The 18402-nt window shown below is 58.2% G+C and carries 17 protein-coding genes and 1 pseudogene; 4 read left to right on the top strand and 14 right to left on the bottom strand.

Features of this window, described 5'->3' with window-relative positions:
- Positions 1-159: 159 nt before the first annotated feature.
- Positions 160-789, bottom strand: coding sequence for a 23S rRNA (uridine(2552)-2'-O)-methyltransferase RlmE (gene rlmE / locus CKW19_RS13995; protein ID WP_095058371.1), 630 nt, complete (start codon positions 787-789; stop codon positions 160-162).
- Positions 790-890: 101 nt separating this feature from the next.
- Here rlmE and CKW19_RS13990 point away from each other — a divergent pair, with 101 nt between their 5' ends.
- Positions 891-1199 carry a YhbY family RNA-binding protein gene (locus tag CKW19_RS13990; RefSeq protein ID WP_007942889.1) on the top strand — a complete coding sequence of 103 codons (309 nt, stop codon included), beginning with the start codon at positions 891-893 and terminating at the stop codon, positions 1197-1199.
- Positions 1200-1241: 42 nt separating this feature from the next.
- Here CKW19_RS13990 and CKW19_RS13985 read toward each other — a convergent pair.
- The 8 genes and pseudogenes from CKW19_RS13985 to grpE form a co-directional block, all read right to left on the bottom strand.
- Positions 1242-1468, bottom strand: a pseudogene (locus tag CKW19_RS13985) (MFS transporter); the annotation flags it as partial.
- A 28-nt stretch (positions 1469-1496) separates the two neighbouring features.
- Positions 1497-1973, bottom strand: coding sequence for a transcription elongation factor GreA (gene greA / locus CKW19_RS13980; RefSeq protein WP_053154907.1), 477 nt, complete (start codon positions 1971-1973; stop codon positions 1497-1499).
- 2 nt (positions 1974-1975) lie between these two features.
- Positions 1976-5197: a carbamoyl-phosphate synthase large subunit gene (gene carB, locus CKW19_RS13975; protein ID WP_095058370.1), complete on the bottom strand. Its 3222-nt coding sequence runs from the start codon at positions 5195-5197 to the stop codon at positions 1976-1978.
- 118 nt (positions 5198-5315) lie between these two features.
- Positions 5316-6452, bottom strand: a complete 1137-nt coding sequence (gene carA / locus CKW19_RS13970; protein ID WP_095058369.1) for a glutamine-hydrolyzing carbamoyl-phosphate synthase small subunit — start codon at positions 6450-6452, stop codon at positions 5316-5318.
- A gap of 258 nt (positions 6453-6710) precedes the next feature.
- The gene (gene dapB / locus CKW19_RS13965) at positions 6711-7514 is read right to left on the bottom strand and encodes a 4-hydroxy-tetrahydrodipicolinate reductase (RefSeq protein WP_095058368.1); all 804 of its coding nucleotides are present in this window, start codon (positions 7512-7514) and stop codon (positions 6711-6713) included.
- A 10-nt stretch (positions 7515-7524) separates the two neighbouring features.
- A complete protein-coding gene (dnaJ, locus tag CKW19_RS13960; protein WP_095058367.1) occupies positions 7525-8649 on the bottom strand; it encodes a molecular chaperone DnaJ in 1125 nt (374 codons plus the stop codon).
- Positions 8650-8946: 297 nt separating this feature from the next.
- Positions 8947-10863, bottom strand: coding sequence for a molecular chaperone DnaK (gene dnaK, locus CKW19_RS13955; protein WP_095058366.1), 1917 nt, complete (start codon positions 10861-10863; stop codon positions 8947-8949).
- Positions 10864-10965: 102 nt separating this feature from the next.
- Entirely contained in the window at positions 10966-11532 is a 567-nt protein-coding gene (gene grpE / locus CKW19_RS13950; protein ID WP_056728221.1) for a nucleotide exchange factor GrpE, read from the bottom strand.
- Between the two features lie 240 nt (positions 11533-11772).
- Between grpE and recN the strand changes: the two genes are divergently transcribed.
- Positions 11773-13446 (top strand): DNA repair protein RecN, encoded by a 1674-nt coding sequence (recN, locus tag CKW19_RS13945; protein WP_095058365.1) that lies wholly within the window; start codon positions 11773-11775, stop codon positions 13444-13446.
- A gap of 100 nt (positions 13447-13546) precedes the next feature.
- Here recN and fur read toward each other — a convergent pair whose 3' ends face one another.
- Positions 13547-13951 (bottom strand): ferric iron uptake transcriptional regulator, encoded by a 405-nt coding sequence (fur, locus tag CKW19_RS13940; RefSeq protein ID WP_003197684.1) that lies wholly within the window; start codon positions 13949-13951, stop codon positions 13547-13549.
- 97 nt (positions 13952-14048) lie between these two features.
- Between fur and CKW19_RS13935 the strand changes: the two genes are divergently transcribed.
- On the top strand, positions 14049-14576 hold the full coding sequence (locus CKW19_RS13935; RefSeq protein WP_095058364.1) for an outer membrane protein assembly factor BamE: 528 nt from the start codon (positions 14049-14051) through the stop codon (positions 14574-14576).
- Between the two features lie 61 nt (positions 14577-14637).
- Here the strand turns inward: CKW19_RS13935 and CKW19_RS13930 are convergent, their stop codons facing one another.
- Genes CKW19_RS13930 through CKW19_RS13920 form a run of 3 tightly spaced genes read right to left on the bottom strand, consistent with a single transcriptional unit; the run spans position 14638 to position 16790 of the window.
- On the bottom strand, positions 14638-14952 hold the full coding sequence (locus CKW19_RS13930; protein ID WP_095058363.1) for an RnfH family protein: 315 nt from the start codon (positions 14950-14952) through the stop codon (positions 14638-14640).
- Positions 14945-15379, bottom strand: coding sequence for a type II toxin-antitoxin system RatA family toxin (locus CKW19_RS13925; protein ID WP_095058362.1), 435 nt, complete (start codon positions 15377-15379; stop codon positions 14945-14947). Before CKW19_RS13925 ends, CKW19_RS13930 begins: the two co-directional genes overlap by 8 nt.
- A gap of 7 nt (positions 15380-15386) precedes the next feature.
- Positions 15387-16790, bottom strand: a complete 1404-nt coding sequence (locus CKW19_RS13920) for a sodium-dependent transporter (RefSeq protein WP_095058361.1) — start codon at positions 16788-16790, stop codon at positions 15387-15389.
- A gap of 118 nt (positions 16791-16908) precedes the next feature.
- Between CKW19_RS13920 and smpB the strand changes: the two genes are divergently transcribed.
- Positions 16909-17391: an SsrA-binding protein SmpB gene (gene smpB, locus CKW19_RS13915; protein WP_095058360.1), complete on the top strand. Its 483-nt coding sequence runs from the start codon at positions 16909-16911 to the stop codon at positions 17389-17391.
- Positions 17392-17509: 118 nt separating this feature from the next.
- On the opposite strand, the gene CKW19_RS13910 is transcribed toward smpB, so the two are convergent.
- On the bottom strand, positions 17510-18277 hold the full coding sequence (locus CKW19_RS13910) for an FCD domain-containing protein (RefSeq protein WP_095058359.1): 768 nt from the start codon (positions 18275-18277) through the stop codon (positions 17510-17512).
- Between the last annotated feature and the right edge of the window lie 125 nt (positions 18278-18402).

The following is an 18402-nucleotide window of genomic DNA, read 5'->3' as shown; positions in this document are numbered from 1 at the left end:
GCGCGCTTCGCATGATATTCACCGGCCTAACTTACTACATTACCTACAACTTGGCAGGCGCCGTCTGTAACCCTTTGTGAAACACTTCCTACACAATATTCGCTAATTCTTACAAGGCGAAATACGAAAATCCTATCGCCCCGGTCGAAAAACCTCGTTTTACTCGCTACGACCGCGGTAACCCCAAGCCAGCATGTATTGCTCGCGGGAACTGCCACGGGAAGAGTCTGGCTTGATCATCTGGACCTTGTCGAATTTCTGACGAGTGCCTTTCACGTAAGCATCGAACCCTTCGCCCTGAAAAACCTTGATCACGAAATTGCCACCCGGCTTGAGTATCCGCTCCGCCAAATCAAGCGCCAGCTCGCAAAGAAACATGGCTTTTGGCATGTCTACTGCAGGCGTACCACTCATATTGGGGGCCATATCGGAAATCACAAGGTCCACCTGCGAATTACCCACGGCCTCAAGGATCTGGGCGAGCACTTCATCCTGAGTGAAGTCACCCTGGATGAAAGTGACGTCCGGAATGCTGTCCATTTCCAGTATGTCCGAGGCGATCAAACGCCCCTGGCCACCAATCAGCCGGCTAGTGACCTGCGACCAGCCACCGGGGGCCGCACCCAGGTCGACAACGCTCATACCTGGACGGATCAGCTTGTATTTCTCCTGGACCTCCAGGAGTTTGTAACTCGCACGCGAGCGGTAGCCATCCTTCTGCGCCTGCTTCACATAAGGATCATTGACATGTCTTTTCAGCCAACCAAGGCTTGTCTTGGAACGCGCCATTGGGCACCTCGATAATAAGGGTCGTGATTAATTGGGCGGATCCACGAGCCCTCGGGTAAAATGGCCGCCATTTTACAGAATCCAGACGAAAGGGTCAGATTATGCCGCTCACTCAAGAGCAGAAGAAACAGTACAAATCCATTGGCCACCATCTGAAACCAGTTTTGATTGTGGCTGACAACGGTTTGACTGAAGGTGTGTTAGCCGAACTTGAACGCGCTTTGGCGGATCACGAGCTGATTAAAATCAAGCTCAACATCCTCGATCGCGAATCGCGCCTGGCGTCCATTGCAGAACTCTGCAAGGTCGGCAAAGCGGATCTGGTTCAAGTCATCGGCAAGATGGCACTGATTTACCGCAAGAACTTCAGCGTCAACAAGCAGCTGTCGAACGTTCATCGCTTCAAGTGATGGCAAGGGTCAAGGGTGTGCTTCGCGCACCCTGCCACTCCACCCACGAAAATCCCGCCATAGACTGACAAGGCCCTCGGCCTCGATCAGCACCAAAGCCTGAAAAATCACGCACGCTGCTGCTAACCTCACCATCAGCGCCTTCAGCATGCCGTAAATTCGTCGATCAGCAGCGGCGCCAGGCCAATTCGGCCCAGCACCGGTAGCAAACCGATGTGCAACAACCATAAGCCGCCGACCCACAACATCTGGGCCAGCTGCCAAAGCATGGCACCCGCAAGAAGCGAGCGCCGGCCTTCAGATGTGGCGAACTTCGACAATCTCGTACTCGATAACGCCACCAGGCGTCTTCACCGCCACGACATCACCCTCTTCCTTGGCAATCAAGGCGCGAGCCAATGGCGAACCGACCGAAATCTTGCCGAGTTTGAAGTCAGCCTCGTCCTCACCCACGATGTGGTAAGTGACGCGCTCATCCGTCTCAACATTGGCGATCTCGACGGTCGTGCCAAAAATCACTTTGCCGGTGTGAGGAATGGTCGTGACATCGATGACAACCTGATTCTGAATCCGGCCTTCAATGTCACGGATCCGCGCCTCGACCATGCCCTGCTGTTCGCGAGCAGCGTGGTATTCGGCGTTTTCCTTCAAGTCACCCAACTCGCGGGCCGTACCGATGTCTTGGCTGAGCTTCGGACGGACGACCTTGGTCAGGTGAGCATGTTCTTCTTCCAGGGCGCGAGCGCCCTGAACAGTCATTGGGTACTTGGTTATGCTCATGCCTTCAATCCTGCGTGTAGATCCTGCAAGCGACGCACGGTCTTCTCTGGACCGAACTTGAGCGCTTCGCAGATGGCTTCGCCAGCAGCAATGGTGGTGGTGCAGTAGATCTTGTGCTGCAGGGCATTTCGACGAATGGAGTACGAATCAGCGATCGACTGACGACCTTCGGTGGTGTTGATGATCAGCGTGACTTCGTCATTCTTGATCATGTCGACCACGTGCGGACGCCCTTCCGTCACCTTGTTCACACGACGCACTTTCAGGCCTGCGGCTTCGATCAGCTTGGCAGTACCGGCAGTGGCAACCACTTCGAAACCCAAGTTGATCAGATCACGGGCTACGCCTGCAACCAGTGGCTTGTCGTCATCACGTACGCTGATGAACGCAGTGCCGCCAGTTGGCAGTACTTCGCTGGCACCCATCTGGGCCTTGGCGAATGCTTCACCGAAAGTGTCGCCCACGCCCATCACTTCGCCGGTCGACTTCATCTCTGGGCCGAGGATCGGGTCAACGCCAGGGAATTTGGCGAATGGGAACACCGCCTCTTTCACGCTGTAGAAGTTCGGAATGATTTCCTTGGTGAAGCCGATTTCCTTCAGGGTCTTACCGGCCATGACGCGAGCCGCGATCATTGCCAGGGAAACACCGATACACTTGGACACGAACGGCACAGTACGGGAAGCACGCGGATTGACTTCGATGACGTAGATGTCGTCGCCTTGCAGCGCCAGCTGTACGTTCATCAGGCCGACCACGCCCAACTCCAGGGCCATTTTCTTGACCTGGTCACGCATCTCGTCCTGGATGTGCGCAGGCAGCGAGTACGGCGGCAGCGAGCATGCGGAGTCACCGGAGTGAACGCCGGCCTGCTCGATGTGCTGCATGATCGCGCCGATCACGACGTCTTTACCGTCGCAGACCGCATCCACGTCCATTTCGATGGCGCAGTTGAGGAAGTGGTCGAGCAGCACCGGGCTGTCGTTGGACACTTTCACCGCGTCACGCAGGTAGCGCTTGAGCTCTTCTTCTTCGTAAACGATTTCCATCGCGCGTCCACCCAGTACGTAGGATGGGCGTACGACCAGCGGGTAACCGATCTTGCTGGCGGCACGAATTGCTTCGTCTTCGCTGCGCACGGTGGCGTTTGGCGGCTGACGCAGGTTCAGACGTTCAACCATTTGCTGGAAACGCTCACGGTCTTCGGCACGGTCGATCGCGTCAGGGCTGGTGCCGATAATTGGCACGCCAGCGGCTTCCAGGGCACGAGCCAGTTTCAGCGGAGTCTGGCCGCCGTACTGGACGATCACGCCTTTCGGCTTCTCGACGCGGCAGATTTCCAGCACGTCTTCCAGGGTTACCGATTCGAAGTACAGACGGTCGGACGTGTCGTAGTCAGTGGAAACAGTTTCCGGGTTGCAGTTGACCATGATGGTTTCGTAGCCGTCTTCGCGCAGTGCGAGGGCAGCGTGTACGCAGCAGTAGTCGAACTCGATACCTTGACCGATACGGTTCGGGCCACCGCCCAGAATCATGATCTTGTCGCGACCCGACGGCGCGGCTTCGCACTCTTCTTCGTAAGTCGAATAGAGGTAAGCGGTGTCGGTGGCGAACTCGGCGGCGCAGGTGTCAACGCGCTTGTAGACCGGGAACACTTCCAGCTTGTGACGGTGAGTCCGCAGGTTCTTCTCGGTCACGCCCAGCAGCTTGGCCAGACGCTGATCGGAGAAGCCTTTGCGCTTGAGGCGGAACATCAGGTCTTTGTCGATAGCCGACAGACCCAGGGTCTTGACCTTCTCTTCGTCCTTGATCAGATCTTCGATCTGCACCAGGAACCAAGGGTCGATCATGTTCATGCCGAAGATTTCTTCGACGGTCATACCGGCGCGGAAGGCGTCAGCCACGTACCAGATACGCTCGGCGCCCGGCACGGTCAGTTCGCGCTTGAGCACGCTCATGCTTTCCGGATTGCTCAGGTCGAGCTTCTCGTCCAGACCGCAAACACCGACTTCCAGGCCGCGCAGGGCTTTCTGCAGGGATTCCTGGAAGGTACGGCCGATGGCCATGACTTCACCAACCGACTTCATCTGAGTGGTCAGGCGCGCGTCAGCTTTGGCGAACTTCTCGAAAGCGAAGCGCGGCAGCTTGGTGACGACGTAGTCGATGGATGGCTCGAAGGACGCCGGGGTCTTGCCGCCGGTGATGTCGTTCGACAGCTCGTCGAGGGTGTAACCCACGGCCAGCTTGGCCGCGACCTTGGCGATCGGGAAACCGGTGGCTTTCGAGGCCAGCGCCGAGGAGCGGGATACACGCGGGTTCATCTCGATCACGACCATGCGGCCGGTATCCGGGCAGATACCGAACTGCACGTTGGAACCGCCGGTTTCAACGCCGATCTCGCGCAGTACCGCCAGGGAGGCGTTACGCAGGATCTGGTATTCCTTGTCAGTCAGGGTTTGCGCTGGAGCCACGGTGATCGAGTCACCGGTGTGCACACCCATCGGGTCGAAGTTTTCGATCGAGCAGACGATGATGCAGTTGTCCTTCTTATCGCGGACAACCTCCATCTCGTACTCTTTCCAGCCGATCAGCGATTCGTCGATCAGCAGCTCTTTGGTCGGCGACAGGTCCAGACCACGGGCGCAGATTTCTTCGAACTCTTCACGGTTGTAAGCGATACCGCCACCGGTGCCGCCCATGGTGAAGGACGGACGGATGATGCACGGGAAGCCGAGCTTCTCGAGGACCGCATTGGCCTCTTCCATGCTATGGGCGATACCGGACCGCGGGCAGTCCAGGCCGATGGATTTCATCGCCTTGTCGAAACGCGAACGGTCTTCAGCCTTGTCGATGGTGTCGGCGTTGGCACCGATCATTTCTACGCCGAACTTCTCCAGAACGCCTTCGCGCTCCAGGTCCAGGGCGCAGTTCAGAGCGGTCTGGCCGCCCATGGTCGGCAGCAGCGCGTCCGGACGTTCTTTCTCGATGATCTTGGCGACGGTCTGCCACTTGATCGGCTCGATGTAGGTGGCGTCAGCCATGGCCGGGTCGGTCATGATGGTGGCCGGGTTGGAGTTCACCAGGATGACGCGATAGCCCTCTTCGCGCAGGGCTTTACAGGCCTGGGCGCCGGAGTAGTCGAATTCGCAGGCCTGGCCGATTACGATCGGGCCAGCGCCGAGAATCAGGATGCTTTTAATGTCTGTACGTTTTGGCATGGGTTTGTCACTCAAATCCGCAGGTCAGTCGGCAAGCCGTCTTGTTCAATCTCTGAAGCCTTGAGGGGGCCACCGGTGTCGGGACCACCCTCAAGCTTTGCTACATCAGGGCGAGCGATCAGCGTCGCTTGGCCATCTCGTTGATGAAGCGATCAAACAATGGCGCTACGTCGTTCGGGCCAGGGCTGGCTTCCGGGTGCCCCTGGAAGCTGAAGGCGCTCTTGTCGGTACGCTCGATCCCTTGCAGGGTGCCGTCGAACAGCGATTTGTGGATCGCGCGAACGTTGGCTGGCAGGGTCGTTTCGTCTACGGCAAAACCGTGGTTCTGGCTGGTGATCATCACCACACCGCTGTCCAGATCCTGGACCGGGTGGTTGGCACCGTGGTGACCATGACCCATTTTCAAGGTCTTGGCGCCGGAGGCCAGGGCCAGCAGTTGGTGACCGAGGCAGATACCGAAGACCGGAATCTCGGTTTCCAGCACATCCTTGATCGCCTGGATCGCGTAGTCGCAAGGCTCCGGATCGCCAGGGCCGTTGGACAGGAACACGCCGTCCGGCTTCAGCGCCAGCACATCGGCGGCAGGGGTTTGCGCAGGCACGACGGTCACACGGCAACCTCGCTCAACCAGCATGCGCAGGATGTTCACCTTGACGCCGTAGTCGTAGGCCACCACGTGGTACGGCAGCTCGGAGGCTTCGATAGTCGCGTGGCTGTCGGTTTTCAGATCCCAGACAGTCGAGCGCCACTCGTAGCTTTCCTTGGTGCTGACGACTTTCGCCAGGTCCATGCCTTTGAGGCCTGGGAAACCTTGGGCGGCGGCGATCGCAGCGGCTTCGGAAATGTTGTCACCGGCCATGATGCAGCCGTTCTGCGCGCCTTTTTCACGCAGGATGCGCGTCAGGCGGCGGGTGTCGATACCGGCGATGGCCACAACGTTGTTGGCCTTCAGGTAATCGGACAGGGACATCGTGCTACGCCAGTTGCTCGCAACCAGTGGCAGGTCACGGATGACCAGGCCGGCAGACCAGACGCGGTTCGACTCGGCGTCTTCCGGCGTGGTGCCGGTGTTGCCGATGTGCGGGTAAGTCAGGGTAACGATCTGTTGGGCGTAGGAAGGATCGGTAAGGATTTCCTGATAGCCGGTCATTGCGGTGTTGAACACCACCTCACCAACGGTTTGACCGTCGGCTCCAATGGCTTCGCCGCGAAAAATGCTGCCATCAGCAAGGGCGAGTATGGCTGGCTTAGTCAAGAAGACCTCCCGTAAATAAAGCCTGAAAGGGCGATCGCAGGTTGTAAAAAAGCGGAGTGACGTATGGACACGTCACCCCGCTTCTTCACTGAATTATTCTGCGCGCTTTTAGTGGACACACTAAAGCTGTAGCTTACAGAAAAAGGCCTTTTTGGTCTACCGCCAATGAGCCTTAAAGGCTGGAGAATGCGACAGGACGTCGCTGGCGGAGTAAAACCGGGCTCAAACGCTGTGCGCGAGCCCGATTTCGGGTGCATCTTAACGCAGGTCGAGCACGTCTTGCATGTCATAAAGACCAGGCTCGCGCCCATCCAGCCACAACGCGGCGCGCACCGCGCCCTTGGCGAAGGTCATGCGACTGGACGCCTTGTGCGTGATTTCGACACGCTCGCCGTCAGCGGCGAACAGCACGGTGTGATCACCGACGATGTCACCTGCGCGCACGGTGGCGAAACCAATGGTCTCGCGTTCGCGAGCGCCGGTTTGCCCTTCGCGACCGTAGACGGCCACTTTCTTCAAATCACGACCCAACGCATCGGCAATCACCTCGCCCATGCGCACGGCAGTGCCGGACGGGGCATCGACCTTGTGACGATGGTGAGCCTCGGTGATTTCGATATCGACATCGTCACCCAGTACCCGGGCAGCCGTGTCGAGCAGCTTCAGACACAGGTTGACGCCTACACTGAAGTTGGCCGCAAAAACAATCGGAATGTCCTTGCCCGCTTCCGCCAGCAACTGCTTTTCTTCCACGCTGAAACCGGTGGTACCGATGATCATGGCCTTGCCGTACTTACGGCAGAAAGCCAGGTTCTTCAGGGTTACGGTCGGGTGCGTGAAATCGATCAGCACGTCGAACTCGTCGACCACCCGATCCAGATCACCGGACAACGGCACGCCGATGCGACCGATAGCCGCCAGCTCGCCGGCATCCGCACCGACCAGCGTGCTGTCAGGGCGATCCACCGCCGCCGTCAGACCCGCGCCCGGTGCTTGCTGTACCGCTTCAATCAGGGTTTTACCCATGCGCCCGGCGGCGCCCATCACTGCAATACGTCGCATGCCCGTCTCCTTACAAATCGCCGAAGAAGCGCTTCACGCCTTCGAACCAACCAGTGGTTTTCGGCGAATGGCTGTTGTCATCAGCCAGGGAACTGCGGAATTCTTCGAGCAGTTCGCGCTGACGACGACCCAGATTGACCGGCGTCTCAACCGCCACACGGCACATCAGATCACCGGCACCGCCGCCACGCACGGGCGCAACACCCTTGCCGCGAACTCGGAACTGCTTGCCGGTCTGAGTCCCCTCAGGGATCTTCAGCTTGACCCGACCATCAAGGGTCGGAATCTCCAGCTCGCCACCCAACGCCGCATCAACGAAGCTGATCGGCACTTCACAGAACAGATGCTTGCCATCGCGCTGGAAAATCGAGTGCTCGCGCACATTGATGACCACGTACAGGTCGCCGGTCGGCCCACCTTGGGCACCCGCCTCGCCTTCGCCGGACAGACGAATGCGGTCGCCAGTATCGACACCGGCCGGCACTTTCACCGACAGGGTCTTGTACTCTTCGACACGACCTTCGCCGTGACAGGAGTCGCACGGATCGGAAATGATCTTGCCCTGGCCATGGCAGCGCGGACAGGTCTGCTGCACCGAGAAGAAGCCCTGCTGCATGCGCACCTGGCCGATACCGCCGCACGTCGGGCAGGTCACCGGCGCAGAACCTTTCTTGGCACCGGAGCCGTCGCAAGGCTTGCAGTTGACCAGCGTCGGAACGCGGATATTCACGGTCGTACCACGTACCGCTTCTTCAAGGTCCAGTTCCAGGGTGTAGCGCAAGTCACTGCCGCGCTGAGCGCCGCCACGGGAACCGCCGCGACCACCACCGAAGAAGTCACTGAAAACATCACCAAAGATGTCAGAGAAATTCTGCCCGCCGAAACCGGCACCGCCGCCACCCATGCTCGGGTCGACACCGGCATGGCCGTACTGGTCGTACGCCGCACGCTTGCTGGAGTCGGACAGCACTTCGTAGGCCTCATTGGCCTCTTTGAACATTTCTTCCGACGCTTTGTCATCGGGATTACGGTCCGGGTGATGCTTCATCGCCAGGCGACGGTAGGCCTTTTTCAGGTCCGCTTCGCTTGAGCCACGCTCAACACCCAATACTTCGTAATAGTCACGCTTTGCCATAAGTCTTTGCACTCTTAAGGACGTCCGACAAACCCCTCCTGAGCCTTGCCGAACTCGTTGAGCCCCAATACAGGCCCGGACCCAACTCACGTCAATTCAACGATCCTGGTCTTTGTTTCGATTTGGCACTTTCAGCTCGGAAAGCAGGAGCATTCCCGGCCATGCCAACAACGCGCGAACCTTGTCGCATGCTGTAAAAATTCGCGTATTCCAGATACGCCAACGCGGGAGCAAGCTCCCGCGCGGCGACATCCTACCAGTCACCGCCTGAAGGCAGTCAACCGGCCGACCAACAACTTACTTGTGGTCTTTGACTTCTTCGAACTCGGCATCGACAACGTCGTCAGCCTTTTCAGCCGATTCGCCCTGCGGTGCAGCGCCTTCAGCAGGCTGAGCCTGTTCGGCGTACATCTTCTGCGCCACTGGAGCGGAGACTTTCGACAGCTCTTCAACCTTGGCGTCGATAGCAGCCTTGTCGTCGCCTTTAACGGCGGCTTCCAGGGCAACTACGGCCGCTTCAATTGCAGTCTTCTCTTCAGCGCTCACTTTATCGCCGGCATCGGCAACCATTTTGCGCGTCGAATGAACCAGTGCATCACCCTGGTTACGGGCAGCGGCCAGCTCTTCGAACTTGCGGTCTTCCTCGGCGTTCGCCTCGGCATCACGCACCATGCGCTCGATTTCTTCGTCGGACAGACCGGAGTTGGCCTTGATCACGATCGACTGAGTCTTGCCGGTGGCCTTGTCCTTGGCGCCTACGTGCAGAATGCCGTTGGCGTCGATGTCGAAGGTCACTTCGATTTGTGGCACGCCACGTGGTGCTGGTGGAATCTCGGCCAGGTCGAACTTGCCCAAGGACTTGTTCTGCGCCGCTTGCTTACGCTCACCTTGCAGCACGTGAATGGTCACGGCGCCCTGGTTGTCGTCGGCAGTCGAGAACACTTGCGATTTCTTGGTAGGAATCGTGGTGTTTTTCTCGATCAGCGCGGTCATCACGCCACCCATGGTTTCGATACCCAGGGTCAGCGGGCTAACGTCCAGCAGCAGAACGTCTTTCACGTCGCCAGCCAGTACGGCGCCCTGGATAGCAGCACCCATGGCAACCGCTTCGTCCGGGTTAACGTCTTTACGAGCTTCTTTGCCGAAGAACTCGGTTACCAGCTTCTGAACCAGTGGCATACGGGTCTGACCGCCTACCAGGATCACGTCGTTGATAGCGCCAACGTCGATACCGGAGTCTTTCAGAGCGATGCGGCAAGGCTCGATGGTGCGTTGAACCAGGTCTTCAACCAGCGCTTCCAGCTTGGCGCGCGAGATTTTCACGTTCAAGTGCTTAGGACCGGTGGCGTCTGCAGTGATGTACGGCAGATTCACGTCGGTCGACTGAGCGGAAGACAGCTCGATCTTGGCTTTTTCAGCGGCTTCTTTCAGGCGCTGCATGGCCAGCGGGTCGCCCTTGAGGTTCATGCCGCTTTCTTTCTTGAATTCGTCGACGAGGTAGTCGATCAGACGAATGTCAAAGTCTTCACCGCCCAGGAACGTGTCACCGTTGGTGGCCAGTACTTCGAACTGGTGCTCGCCATCGACTTCAGCGATCTCGATCACGGAAACGTCGAAAGTACCACCGCCCAAGTCGTAAACGATCACGGTGTGATCGCCCTTGGCCTTGTCCATACCGTAAGCCAGAGCGGCTGCGGTTGGTTCGTTGATGATACGTTTTACGTCCAGGCCCGCGATGCGGCCGGCGTCTTTGGTCGCTTGACGCTGGCTGTCGTTGAAGTAGGCCGGAACGGTGATCACCGCTTCGGTCACGGTCTCGCCGAGGTAGTCTTCGGCGGTCTTCTTCATTTTCTTCAGGATTTCAGCCGAGATTTGTGGCGGCGCCATTTTCTGGCCGTTCACTTCAACCCAGGCGTCGCTGTTGTCAGCCTTGACGATCTTGTAAGGGACCATCTGGATGTCTTTCTGTACGACTTCTTCGTCGAAACGACGACCGATCAGACGCTTCACCGCGTACAGGGTGTTATGCGGATTGGTCACAGCCTGACGCTTGGCCGACTGGCCAACCAGAATTTCGCCATCGTTGGCGTAAGCGATGATCGACGGCGTGGTACGCGCGCCTTCAGCGTTTTCAATAACTTTTGCCTTGCCGTTTTCCAGCACGGAGACGCAGGAGTTGGTAGTCCCCAGGTCGATACCGATAATTTTGCCCATGTTCACTCTCCCGAAACTTTGGATTTGGTTGCCGCAGCAGTGGTGGCTAACTGCGGTAGCACTTAAACGCTTGACTTATAAATGGGGGCCTTGCGGCGGATTTCAAGCCTGCTCATCAATCGAAGGCGAAACCGGCGCAGGCGCCTTGCTGACCACGACCATCGCCGGGCGCAGCAGGCGACCATTGAGCTGATAGCCCTTCTGGAACACCTTCAAAACACTGTTCGGCTCGACATCAGCGCTTTCCTGCATGGCCATCGCCTGATGGTGAACGGCGTTGAACGGTTCGCCATGCGGATCGATCGCTTCAAGCTGATAACGCTTGAGGGTGTCGTGGAACATTTTCAGGGTCAGCTCGATGCCTTCGCGCATCGGACGGATGCTTTCGTCATCCGGGCTGGACAATTCCAGACCACGCTCCAGGCTGTCGACGATCGGCAGCAGGTCGCTGGCGAATTTTTCCAGCGCGAACTTGTGAGCCTTTTCCACATCCTGTTCGGCGCGACGGCGGACGTTCTGCAGATCGGCGGCTACACGCAAAGCCTGATCCTGAGCGCCTGCCAGTTGCTCTTCGAGCACTTGTACACGAGCCGCCAGGTCATCACCCGAAGCCTCGGGCGCCTGGTTGGCGTCTGGGTTTTGCGTATCCACTGTCTGTTCGTCAGCCATAGATTTCTCCTTTCAATTTCTTCCGCGAGCTCAACTCGCGCTTCTGCCCAGCTATATGGGGCCGCAAAATCGGGCTTCAAGGGGTACCTATCATTAACCCCACAAAAATTAACTGCATTGTCATTCCCCTGCGCGCCAGGGCTTTCGTCGGATCGAGCAAATCGAGCTAACGAGGGGCATTGTCAGCCAGAAACAAAACACTGTATAAATAACCAGACCTAACACCTGGGAGCGGCCCACATGCTGGTGCACCTGTCCGTACACAACTACGCCATCGTTGAACATCTCGACCTCGAACTTGATCGCGGAATGAGCGTGATCACAGGGGAAACCGGTGCGGGCAAGTCGATCATGCTCGATGCATTGGGCCTGACCCTGGGTGATCGCGCCGACAGCGGCGTGGTGCGCCCCGGCGCCGACAAGGCCGACATCCTGGCCACGTTCGATCTGGCCGACATTCCGGAAGCCAGCGCCTGGCTGGCCGAGCGCGATCTCGAGAACGACGGCCCGTGCATCCTGCGCCGGGTCATCACCTCCGAAGGGCGCTCTCGCGGCTACATCAATGGCACGCCCTGCCCCCTGGGCGACCTCAAGGCGCTGGGCGAGCTGCTGATCGACATCCACAGCCAGCACGAACACCAATCCCTGCTCAAGACCGACACCCACCGTCGCCTGCTCGACGAGTACGCCGGCGCTACTGACCTTGCCCGACAGGTTCAACTTGCCGCCCAGCGCTGGCGCCAAACCCGCCAGGAACTGGAGCGTCTCTCCAATTCCGGTGACGAACAGCGCGCCCGCCATCAACTCTTGAGTTATCAGCTCGAAGAGCTGGAAAACCTTGGCCTAGGCGACAATGAGCTGGAGAACCTGGAACAGGAACACAAGAACCTGACCAATGCAGAAACCCTGCTGGGAATCTGCCGCCAAGTTGTCGAGCAATGCAGCGAAAGTGATTCAGGAAATGTGCTGAACGCCCTTACTGCCAGCCTCAATCGACTGTCGAGCGTGAACAACTCCATCGGCGCACTGGGCGAAGCCAGCAGCTTGCTGACCAGCGCGCAGATTCAGGTCGAAGAAGCGGTCGGCGAGCTGAACCGCTTCCTGGACAACTTCGACGCCGATCCGTCGCGACTTCAATACCTCGAAGAGCGGCTTGATGCGATCTACACCCTGGCCCGCAAGCATCGAATCCAGCCAACTGAACTCGCCGAGATGCAGCAGAAGCTGCTGGATGAAATCGAAACCCTGAATGCCAATGACGAATCCATCGAGCGATTGAGCGACGAATTGTCGTCCTACGCCCGCCACTATCAGGAAAAGGCTCGGGAGCTGAGCGATCTGCGCCATCAAGCCTCAAGCAGCCTGGCCAGTGCCGTGGAGCAGGAAATCCAAAGACTGGGTATGCCAGGCGGACGCTTCACCATCGAGCTTCGCCCCAACACCAGTGCCGAATTGCTGCCGAATGGCCTGGAACAGGTCGAATTACTGGTCAGCGCCAACCCCGGCCAACCACTGAAAGCCCTGGCGAAAGTGGCATCCGGAGGCGAGCTGTCGCGGATCAGCCTGGCGATTCAGGTGATTACTGCACAGACCTCCCGCATACCGACCCTGGTGTTCGACGAAGTGGACGTCGGTATCGGCGGCCCGACGGCGGAAATTGTCGGCCAGTTACTGCGTCGACTCGGCGAGCGCGGACAGGTGCTGACCGTGACCCACTTGCCGCAAGTGGCGGCGCAGGGCCATCAACATTTGTTTGTGCACAAGGTTCGCGGCGAGGATGCGACCCGCACAGCCGTGTCGAAGCTGAGCAAGAACGATCGTATCGAAGAAGTCGCGCGGATGCTGGGAGGCATCGACCTCACCAAGGAATCCCTGGCTCACGCGAAAAAGATGGTCGTTACCGCAAAGGCATAACGCGGACAAGGACCACGTACAATCCGTACAGCAGAAAGCACGAAGGCGACCCTGGGGTCGCCTTCGTTCGTTTCGCGAACTGAATGTTCGCGCGACATGCTTACTTTTTCTTGCGTACGTACAGCACCAGATTGTGATCAACCATCTCGAAGCCATACTTGTCGACGATTGCTTTCTGAAGCCGCTCGATTTCTTCGTCGAAGAATTCGATCACTTCGCTGGTTTCGACGTTGACCATATGGTCGTGATGCTTGCCGTCGTCCAGCTCGAAGACCGCATGGCCTCCATCGAAGTTATGTCGCACCACAAGGCCAGCTGCCTCGAACTGGGTCAGAACACGGTAAACCGTGGCCAGACCGACGTCCTCACCAGCCTCCATAAGGGCCTTGTAGACATCCTCGGCACTCATGTGGCGTTGCTCGGCGGAATCGAGCATTTGCAGAATTTTGACCCGTGGTAGGGTCACTTTGAGGCCGGCTTTGCGTAGTTCGCTATTTTCAACCATGGTCAGCTTTCTCGCGATGCTGCTTCGCAGCTTCTCTTAATGCGGGTATGATCGGCGTTTACGTTGTCCCAGCCAAGATAGTGGAAGTCGCCCACCGATGCAAAACACCAAGCTCTTGCTAACCAGTTTCACCTTTGTGGGACTGCTCGCACTCGCCGGTTGTTCATTCCCCGGGGTTTACAAAATCGACATCCAGCAGGGCAATGTCGTCACGCAGGACATGATAGACCAGTTACGCCCGGGAATGACCCGTAAGCAAGTACGGTTTATCATGGGCAACCCTCTGCTGACCGACACGTTCCATGCCGATCGCTGGGATTATCTGTACAGCCTGCAACCGGGTGGCGGTGAACGCCAACAGGAACGCATTAGCGTTATCTTCAACCCAAATGATCAGCTTGTCAGCCTCTCTGGCGATTTCATGCCGGGCGTGAGCCGCGACGAAGCCATTCTCGGCAAAGACGCTGACACGAGCGTCAGCGCGCCGGCAGAAGTCGTCGAGAAGCCAAAACCGGAAAAACCGGTCAAGCCAGGCTCGTTGCTGGATCAGATCCAGAAGGACGTCGACGGTGTAGAAACCGTTCCGGTCCCGACACCAGAGCCTCTGGACACCACGCCGCAATAATTTGCGACGCAATAAAAAACCCGGTTAATCCGGGTTTTTTATTGCCTGCGATTTGAGCGGCTCACTGATTCCGGGATTTGGCCTCGGCAGCCTTGGCGGCACGCAGTCGACGGACCTCTTTGGGATCGGCCAACAACGGTCGATAGATCTCGATGCGATCCCCCGCTTGCACCATGCGGCTATCAGGGTCCGCAATCACTTTGCCGAAAATCCCCACGGGACAATCGGCCAGATCCAATTTCGGAAACTCGCCACCTACCCCGGACTTGAGTAAAGCCGCCCGCAGCGTCGTCCCGGCGGGCACCGTCACCGTGATCAAAATCTGCCGGTCAACAGCGGCATACACCACTTCGACCTCGATCATGGCATTAACCATAGATCTGTTTGGCCCGCTGGCAGAACGCATCCACCAGGGTATTGGTCGCCTGATTGAACAACGGCCCCAAAGTCGCGCGAACCAGCGGCCCGGCGTAGTCGAACGACAAATCCAGGCTGATCTTGCAGGCCTTTTCACCCAAAGGCTTGAACGTCCACACACCATGTAACTGGTTGAATGGACCCTCCTCAAGATTCATCTCGATCGACTGCCCCGGCACCAGCGTATTGCGCGTCACAAAATGCTGGCTAAGACCGCCCTTCGCCACGCCTACACTGGCGCGCATGTGTTCAGGAGAGCTTTCCAGAACTTCTGCCGTCGAGCACCACGGCAGAAACTCCGGATAACGCGCCACGTCGTTGACCAGGTCATACAGCGCTTGCGCCGGATACGGCAGCAAGGCCGAACGTGAAATATGTGTCGTCATGTCAGCGTCATTTCCACAACTGGGCGGCAAACACTACGAGAATGCCGATGGGCGCCACATAGCGCATCAAGAACAAGGACAGGGCAAACAGCGCAGGGTTGCGAATCGACAACTCGTCACGCACCGCTTCACGCCCCATGATCCAGCCTGCGAACACCACGAAACACAAACCGCCAAGCGGCAACATGAGTCGCGAGGTGAAGAAATCGATCACACCGAAGAAGTCGAGACCACCGGCCGCGCCCCATTGGTAGAGGTGGAACATGCCGCCTTCGTTCACGAAGAACTTGGCTTCCTTCCAGATATTGAAGGAGAACACCGTGCCCAGTCCCACAAACCAGCAACTGAAGGCCAACCAGAAAGTCACCCACGCTCGACTGACTTTAGTGCGCTCAACCAGGTAAGCCACCATGGGTTCGAGCAGGGAAATTGCCGAACTCCAGGCCGCCACCGCCACCAGCACGAAGAACACCACGCCCATCAACTGTCCGAACGCGACGTTACCGAAGGCAAAAGGCAGGCTGACGAACATCAGGCCCGGCCCTTCGCTCGGATTCAGGCCCGCAGCGAACACAATCGGAAACAATGCCAGACCGGCAACCAGAGAAACGAATGTATCCAGCAGCGCCACACCGACGACGGTCCCGGAAATCGAAGAGTTCTTCGGCATGTAGGCGCCGTAGATCATGATCGAACCGACACCTACGCTCAGGGAGAAGAAGGCATGCCCCATCGCGGGCAGCAAGCCGTCCATGACCTTTTCCGGGTGGAAGTCGAACATGAAATGCACGCCCTCCATGAAATGCCCGGTGGTCATGCTGTAACCCAGCAATACAAGAATCATCACGAACAGCAGCGGCATCATGATGCGCAAACTGCGCTCAAGCCCGGCAACCACGCCCTTGGCGATCACCACCGCGGACAACAGCATGAAAATCGTGTGCCAAAGTGTCAGGCGCCACGGATCGGCGATCACATTGCCGAAGTAAGCCCCCACCTGATCTGGCGTCGCGCCCTGAAAATCGCCACGCCCCATGTCGATGATGTAGTCCAGCGACCAGCCGCCGACCACACTATAGAAAGACAGGATCAGCAACGCCGTGATCATCCCGGCAAAAGCCCCCCACGACCACTTCGCCGAATGCCCTGCCTCGGTCGCCAGGATCTTCAAGGCGTTGGCCGGGCTCTGCCGCGCACGCCGGCCGATCAGGGTTTCCGCCAACATGACTGGCACACCGATCAGCGCAATGCAGGCCAGAAACATCAGCACAAAAGCACCACCGCCATAGACGCCGACCATGTAGGGGAATTTCCAGATACTACCCAGACCCACGGCCGAACCGGTCGCGGCGAGTATGAAGACCCAGCGGCTAGCCCAACTGCCGTGGACAGAAACCTTGTCTGTCGACATCGTTATCACGCCCAAGCGTTCAAAAAAGAGGCCGCATTGTCCGGGATTCAATCAACCTGCTCAAGCACGTAGCGATACCGTAGCCGACTCGCGTGCAACTCCCTATAATGCCGCCCCTATGGCTAAACAGAAGAAACACCCAACAGGGACCATCGCGCAAAACAAAAAGGCGCGACACGATTACTTCATCGAGCATAAGTTCGAGGCTGGTCTGGTCCTGGCCGGCTGGGAAGTAAAAAGTCTGCGGGCGAGCAAGTTGCAGCTGGTGGACAGTTACGTGCTGCTCAAGGATGGCGAAGCCTGGCTGCTCGGCAGTCACATCACGCCCCTGACGACCGCCAGCACCCACGTCATCGCGGATCCGACCCGCACCCGAAAATTGCTGCTCAACCGGCGCGAGCTGGAAAAGCTGGCCACGGCCGTACAGCAAAAGGGTTACGCCTGCGTGTGCCTGTCCTGGTACTGGAGCAAGCACATGGTCAAGTGCGAGATCGCTCTGGGCAAGGGCAAGAAGGAATACGACAAGCGTGATACCGAGCGCGAACGCGATGCCGGTCGCGAGTTGCAGCGTGCGGTGCGCAACAAGGGCAAGGAAGACTGATTTTTCTGCCTGAGTTTCGCGGCGCCATCGAAAAGATCGCAGCCTGCGGCAGCTCCTACGTTAGGGTTTTTGTTTCCCTGTAGGAGCTGCCGCAGGCCGCGATCTTTTGCTTTAACGATCAAGTCCCCTTGCGCCGCTCCGCCCGGGCCATGCGTTGCACTTCCTGACGCACTTCTTCCAGCACTTCCTGCACATACAAAATGTGTCGGCTGGAGACTTCCCGCGCCTGCTCTGCCCGCCCTTCGATAATCGCCTGGTACAACTCCCGATGCTGTGTGATCAGCATGTCGCGGGTTTCCGTGCGCTGCTTGTACATGCCGCCGATGTTGGTGACGACGTTGCGCTTGAGCAGGTCGAACAGCCCACGAATGGTGTGCAACAACACCGCGTTATGACTGGCCTCGGCGATTGCCAGATGGAATTTCGCATCTGCTGCCCCCTCTTCGGCACGGCTCACTTCGTCGTGGCGTGTGTAACAGTCCTGCAATTCATTGAAAGCGGCAGTCAGCCGTTCGCGGTCGACATCAGTGGCACGCAGCGCCGCGTAATAGGCGCAGGACGCTTCCAGCGTGTGGCGAAACTCCAACAGGTCGCGCTGAGCCTCGGGATTGCTTTCCAGTAGGTGCAGCAATGGATCGCTGAAGGTCGTGCCCAACGACTCCACCACGTAATTGCCGCCGCCCTGGCGACTGATCAGCAGCCCCTTGGCCGTCAGCTTTTGAATGGCTTCACGCAAGGAAGGACGCGACACACCGAATTGCTCGGCCAGCGCACGTTCGGCCGGCAAACGCTCACCCGCCTTCAGCGTGCCCTCGAGGATCATGCCCTCAAGCTGCTCGACAATATCGTCAGACAAACGGCGCTGACGAATCTGATCAAACCCCATAACTCGATTTCTCCACGATCCGACGGCTCGCCGGCGCTCTATTCTGGTCTATCGGCAGCGCATCAGCACCTACCGGACAGCACTTGATCCAACACGGTGAATAACCCTGCGGGCACTCGCATTCG

Origin of the sequence: Pseudomonas sp. Irchel s3f7, from assembly GCF_900187615.1 — a bacterium.
Lineage (GTDB): Bacteria > Pseudomonadota > Gammaproteobacteria > Pseudomonadales > Pseudomonadaceae > Aquipseudomonas.
This window is presented reverse-complemented; position numbering and strand designations above follow the sequence as displayed.

What these genes read in the sequence shown, in the direction of transcription:
- rlmE (WP_095058371.1), bottom strand. Translation starts at nt 789, where the DNA reads ATGGCGCGTTCCAAGACAAGCCTTGGTTGGCTGAAAAGACATGTCAAT.
- CKW19_RS13990 (WP_007942889.1), top strand. Translation starts at nt 891, where the DNA reads ATGCCGCTCACTCAAGAGCAGAAGAAACAGTACAAATCCATTGGCCAC.
- carB (WP_095058370.1), bottom strand. Translation starts at nt 5,197, where the DNA reads ATGCCAAAACGTACAGACATTAAAAGCATCCTGATTCTCGGCGCTGGC.
- dapB (WP_095058368.1), bottom strand. Translation starts at nt 7,514, where the DNA reads ATGCGACGTATTGCAGTGATGGGCGCCGCCGGGCGCATGGGTAAAACC.
- dnaJ (WP_095058367.1), bottom strand. Translation starts at nt 8,649, where the DNA reads ATGGCAAAGCGTGACTATTACGAAGTATTGGGTGTTGAGCGTGGCTCA.
- dnaK (WP_095058366.1), bottom strand. Translation starts at nt 10,863, where the DNA reads ATGGGCAAAATTATCGGTATCGACCTGGGGACTACCAACTCCTGCGTC.
- grpE (WP_056728221.1), bottom strand. Translation starts at nt 11,532, where the DNA reads ATGGCTGACGAACAGACAGTGGATACGCAAAACCCAGACGCCAACCAG.
- recN (WP_095058365.1), top strand. Translation starts at nt 11,773, where the DNA reads ATGCTGGTGCACCTGTCCGTACACAACTACGCCATCGTTGAACATCTC.
- fur (WP_003197684.1), bottom strand. Translation starts at nt 13,951, where the DNA reads ATGGTTGAAAATAGCGAACTACGCAAAGCCGGCCTCAAAGTGACCCTA.
- CKW19_RS13935 (WP_095058364.1), top strand. Translation starts at nt 14,049, where the DNA reads ATGCAAAACACCAAGCTCTTGCTAACCAGTTTCACCTTTGTGGGACTG.
- CKW19_RS13930 (WP_095058363.1), bottom strand. Translation starts at nt 14,952, where the DNA reads ATGGTTAATGCCATGATCGAGGTCGAAGTGGTGTATGCCGCTGTTGAC.
- CKW19_RS13925 (WP_095058362.1), bottom strand. Translation starts at nt 15,379, where the DNA reads ATGACGACACATATTTCACGTTCGGCCTTGCTGCCGTATCCGGCGCAA.
- CKW19_RS13920 (WP_095058361.1), bottom strand. Translation starts at nt 16,790, where the DNA reads ATGTCGACAGACAAGGTTTCTGTCCACGGCAGTTGGGCTAGCCGCTGG.
- smpB (WP_095058360.1), top strand. Translation starts at nt 16,909, where the DNA reads ATGGCTAAACAGAAGAAACACCCAACAGGGACCATCGCGCAAAACAAA.
- CKW19_RS13910 (WP_095058359.1), bottom strand. Translation starts at nt 18,277, where the DNA reads ATGGGGTTTGATCAGATTCGTCAGCGCCGTTTGTCTGACGATATTGTC.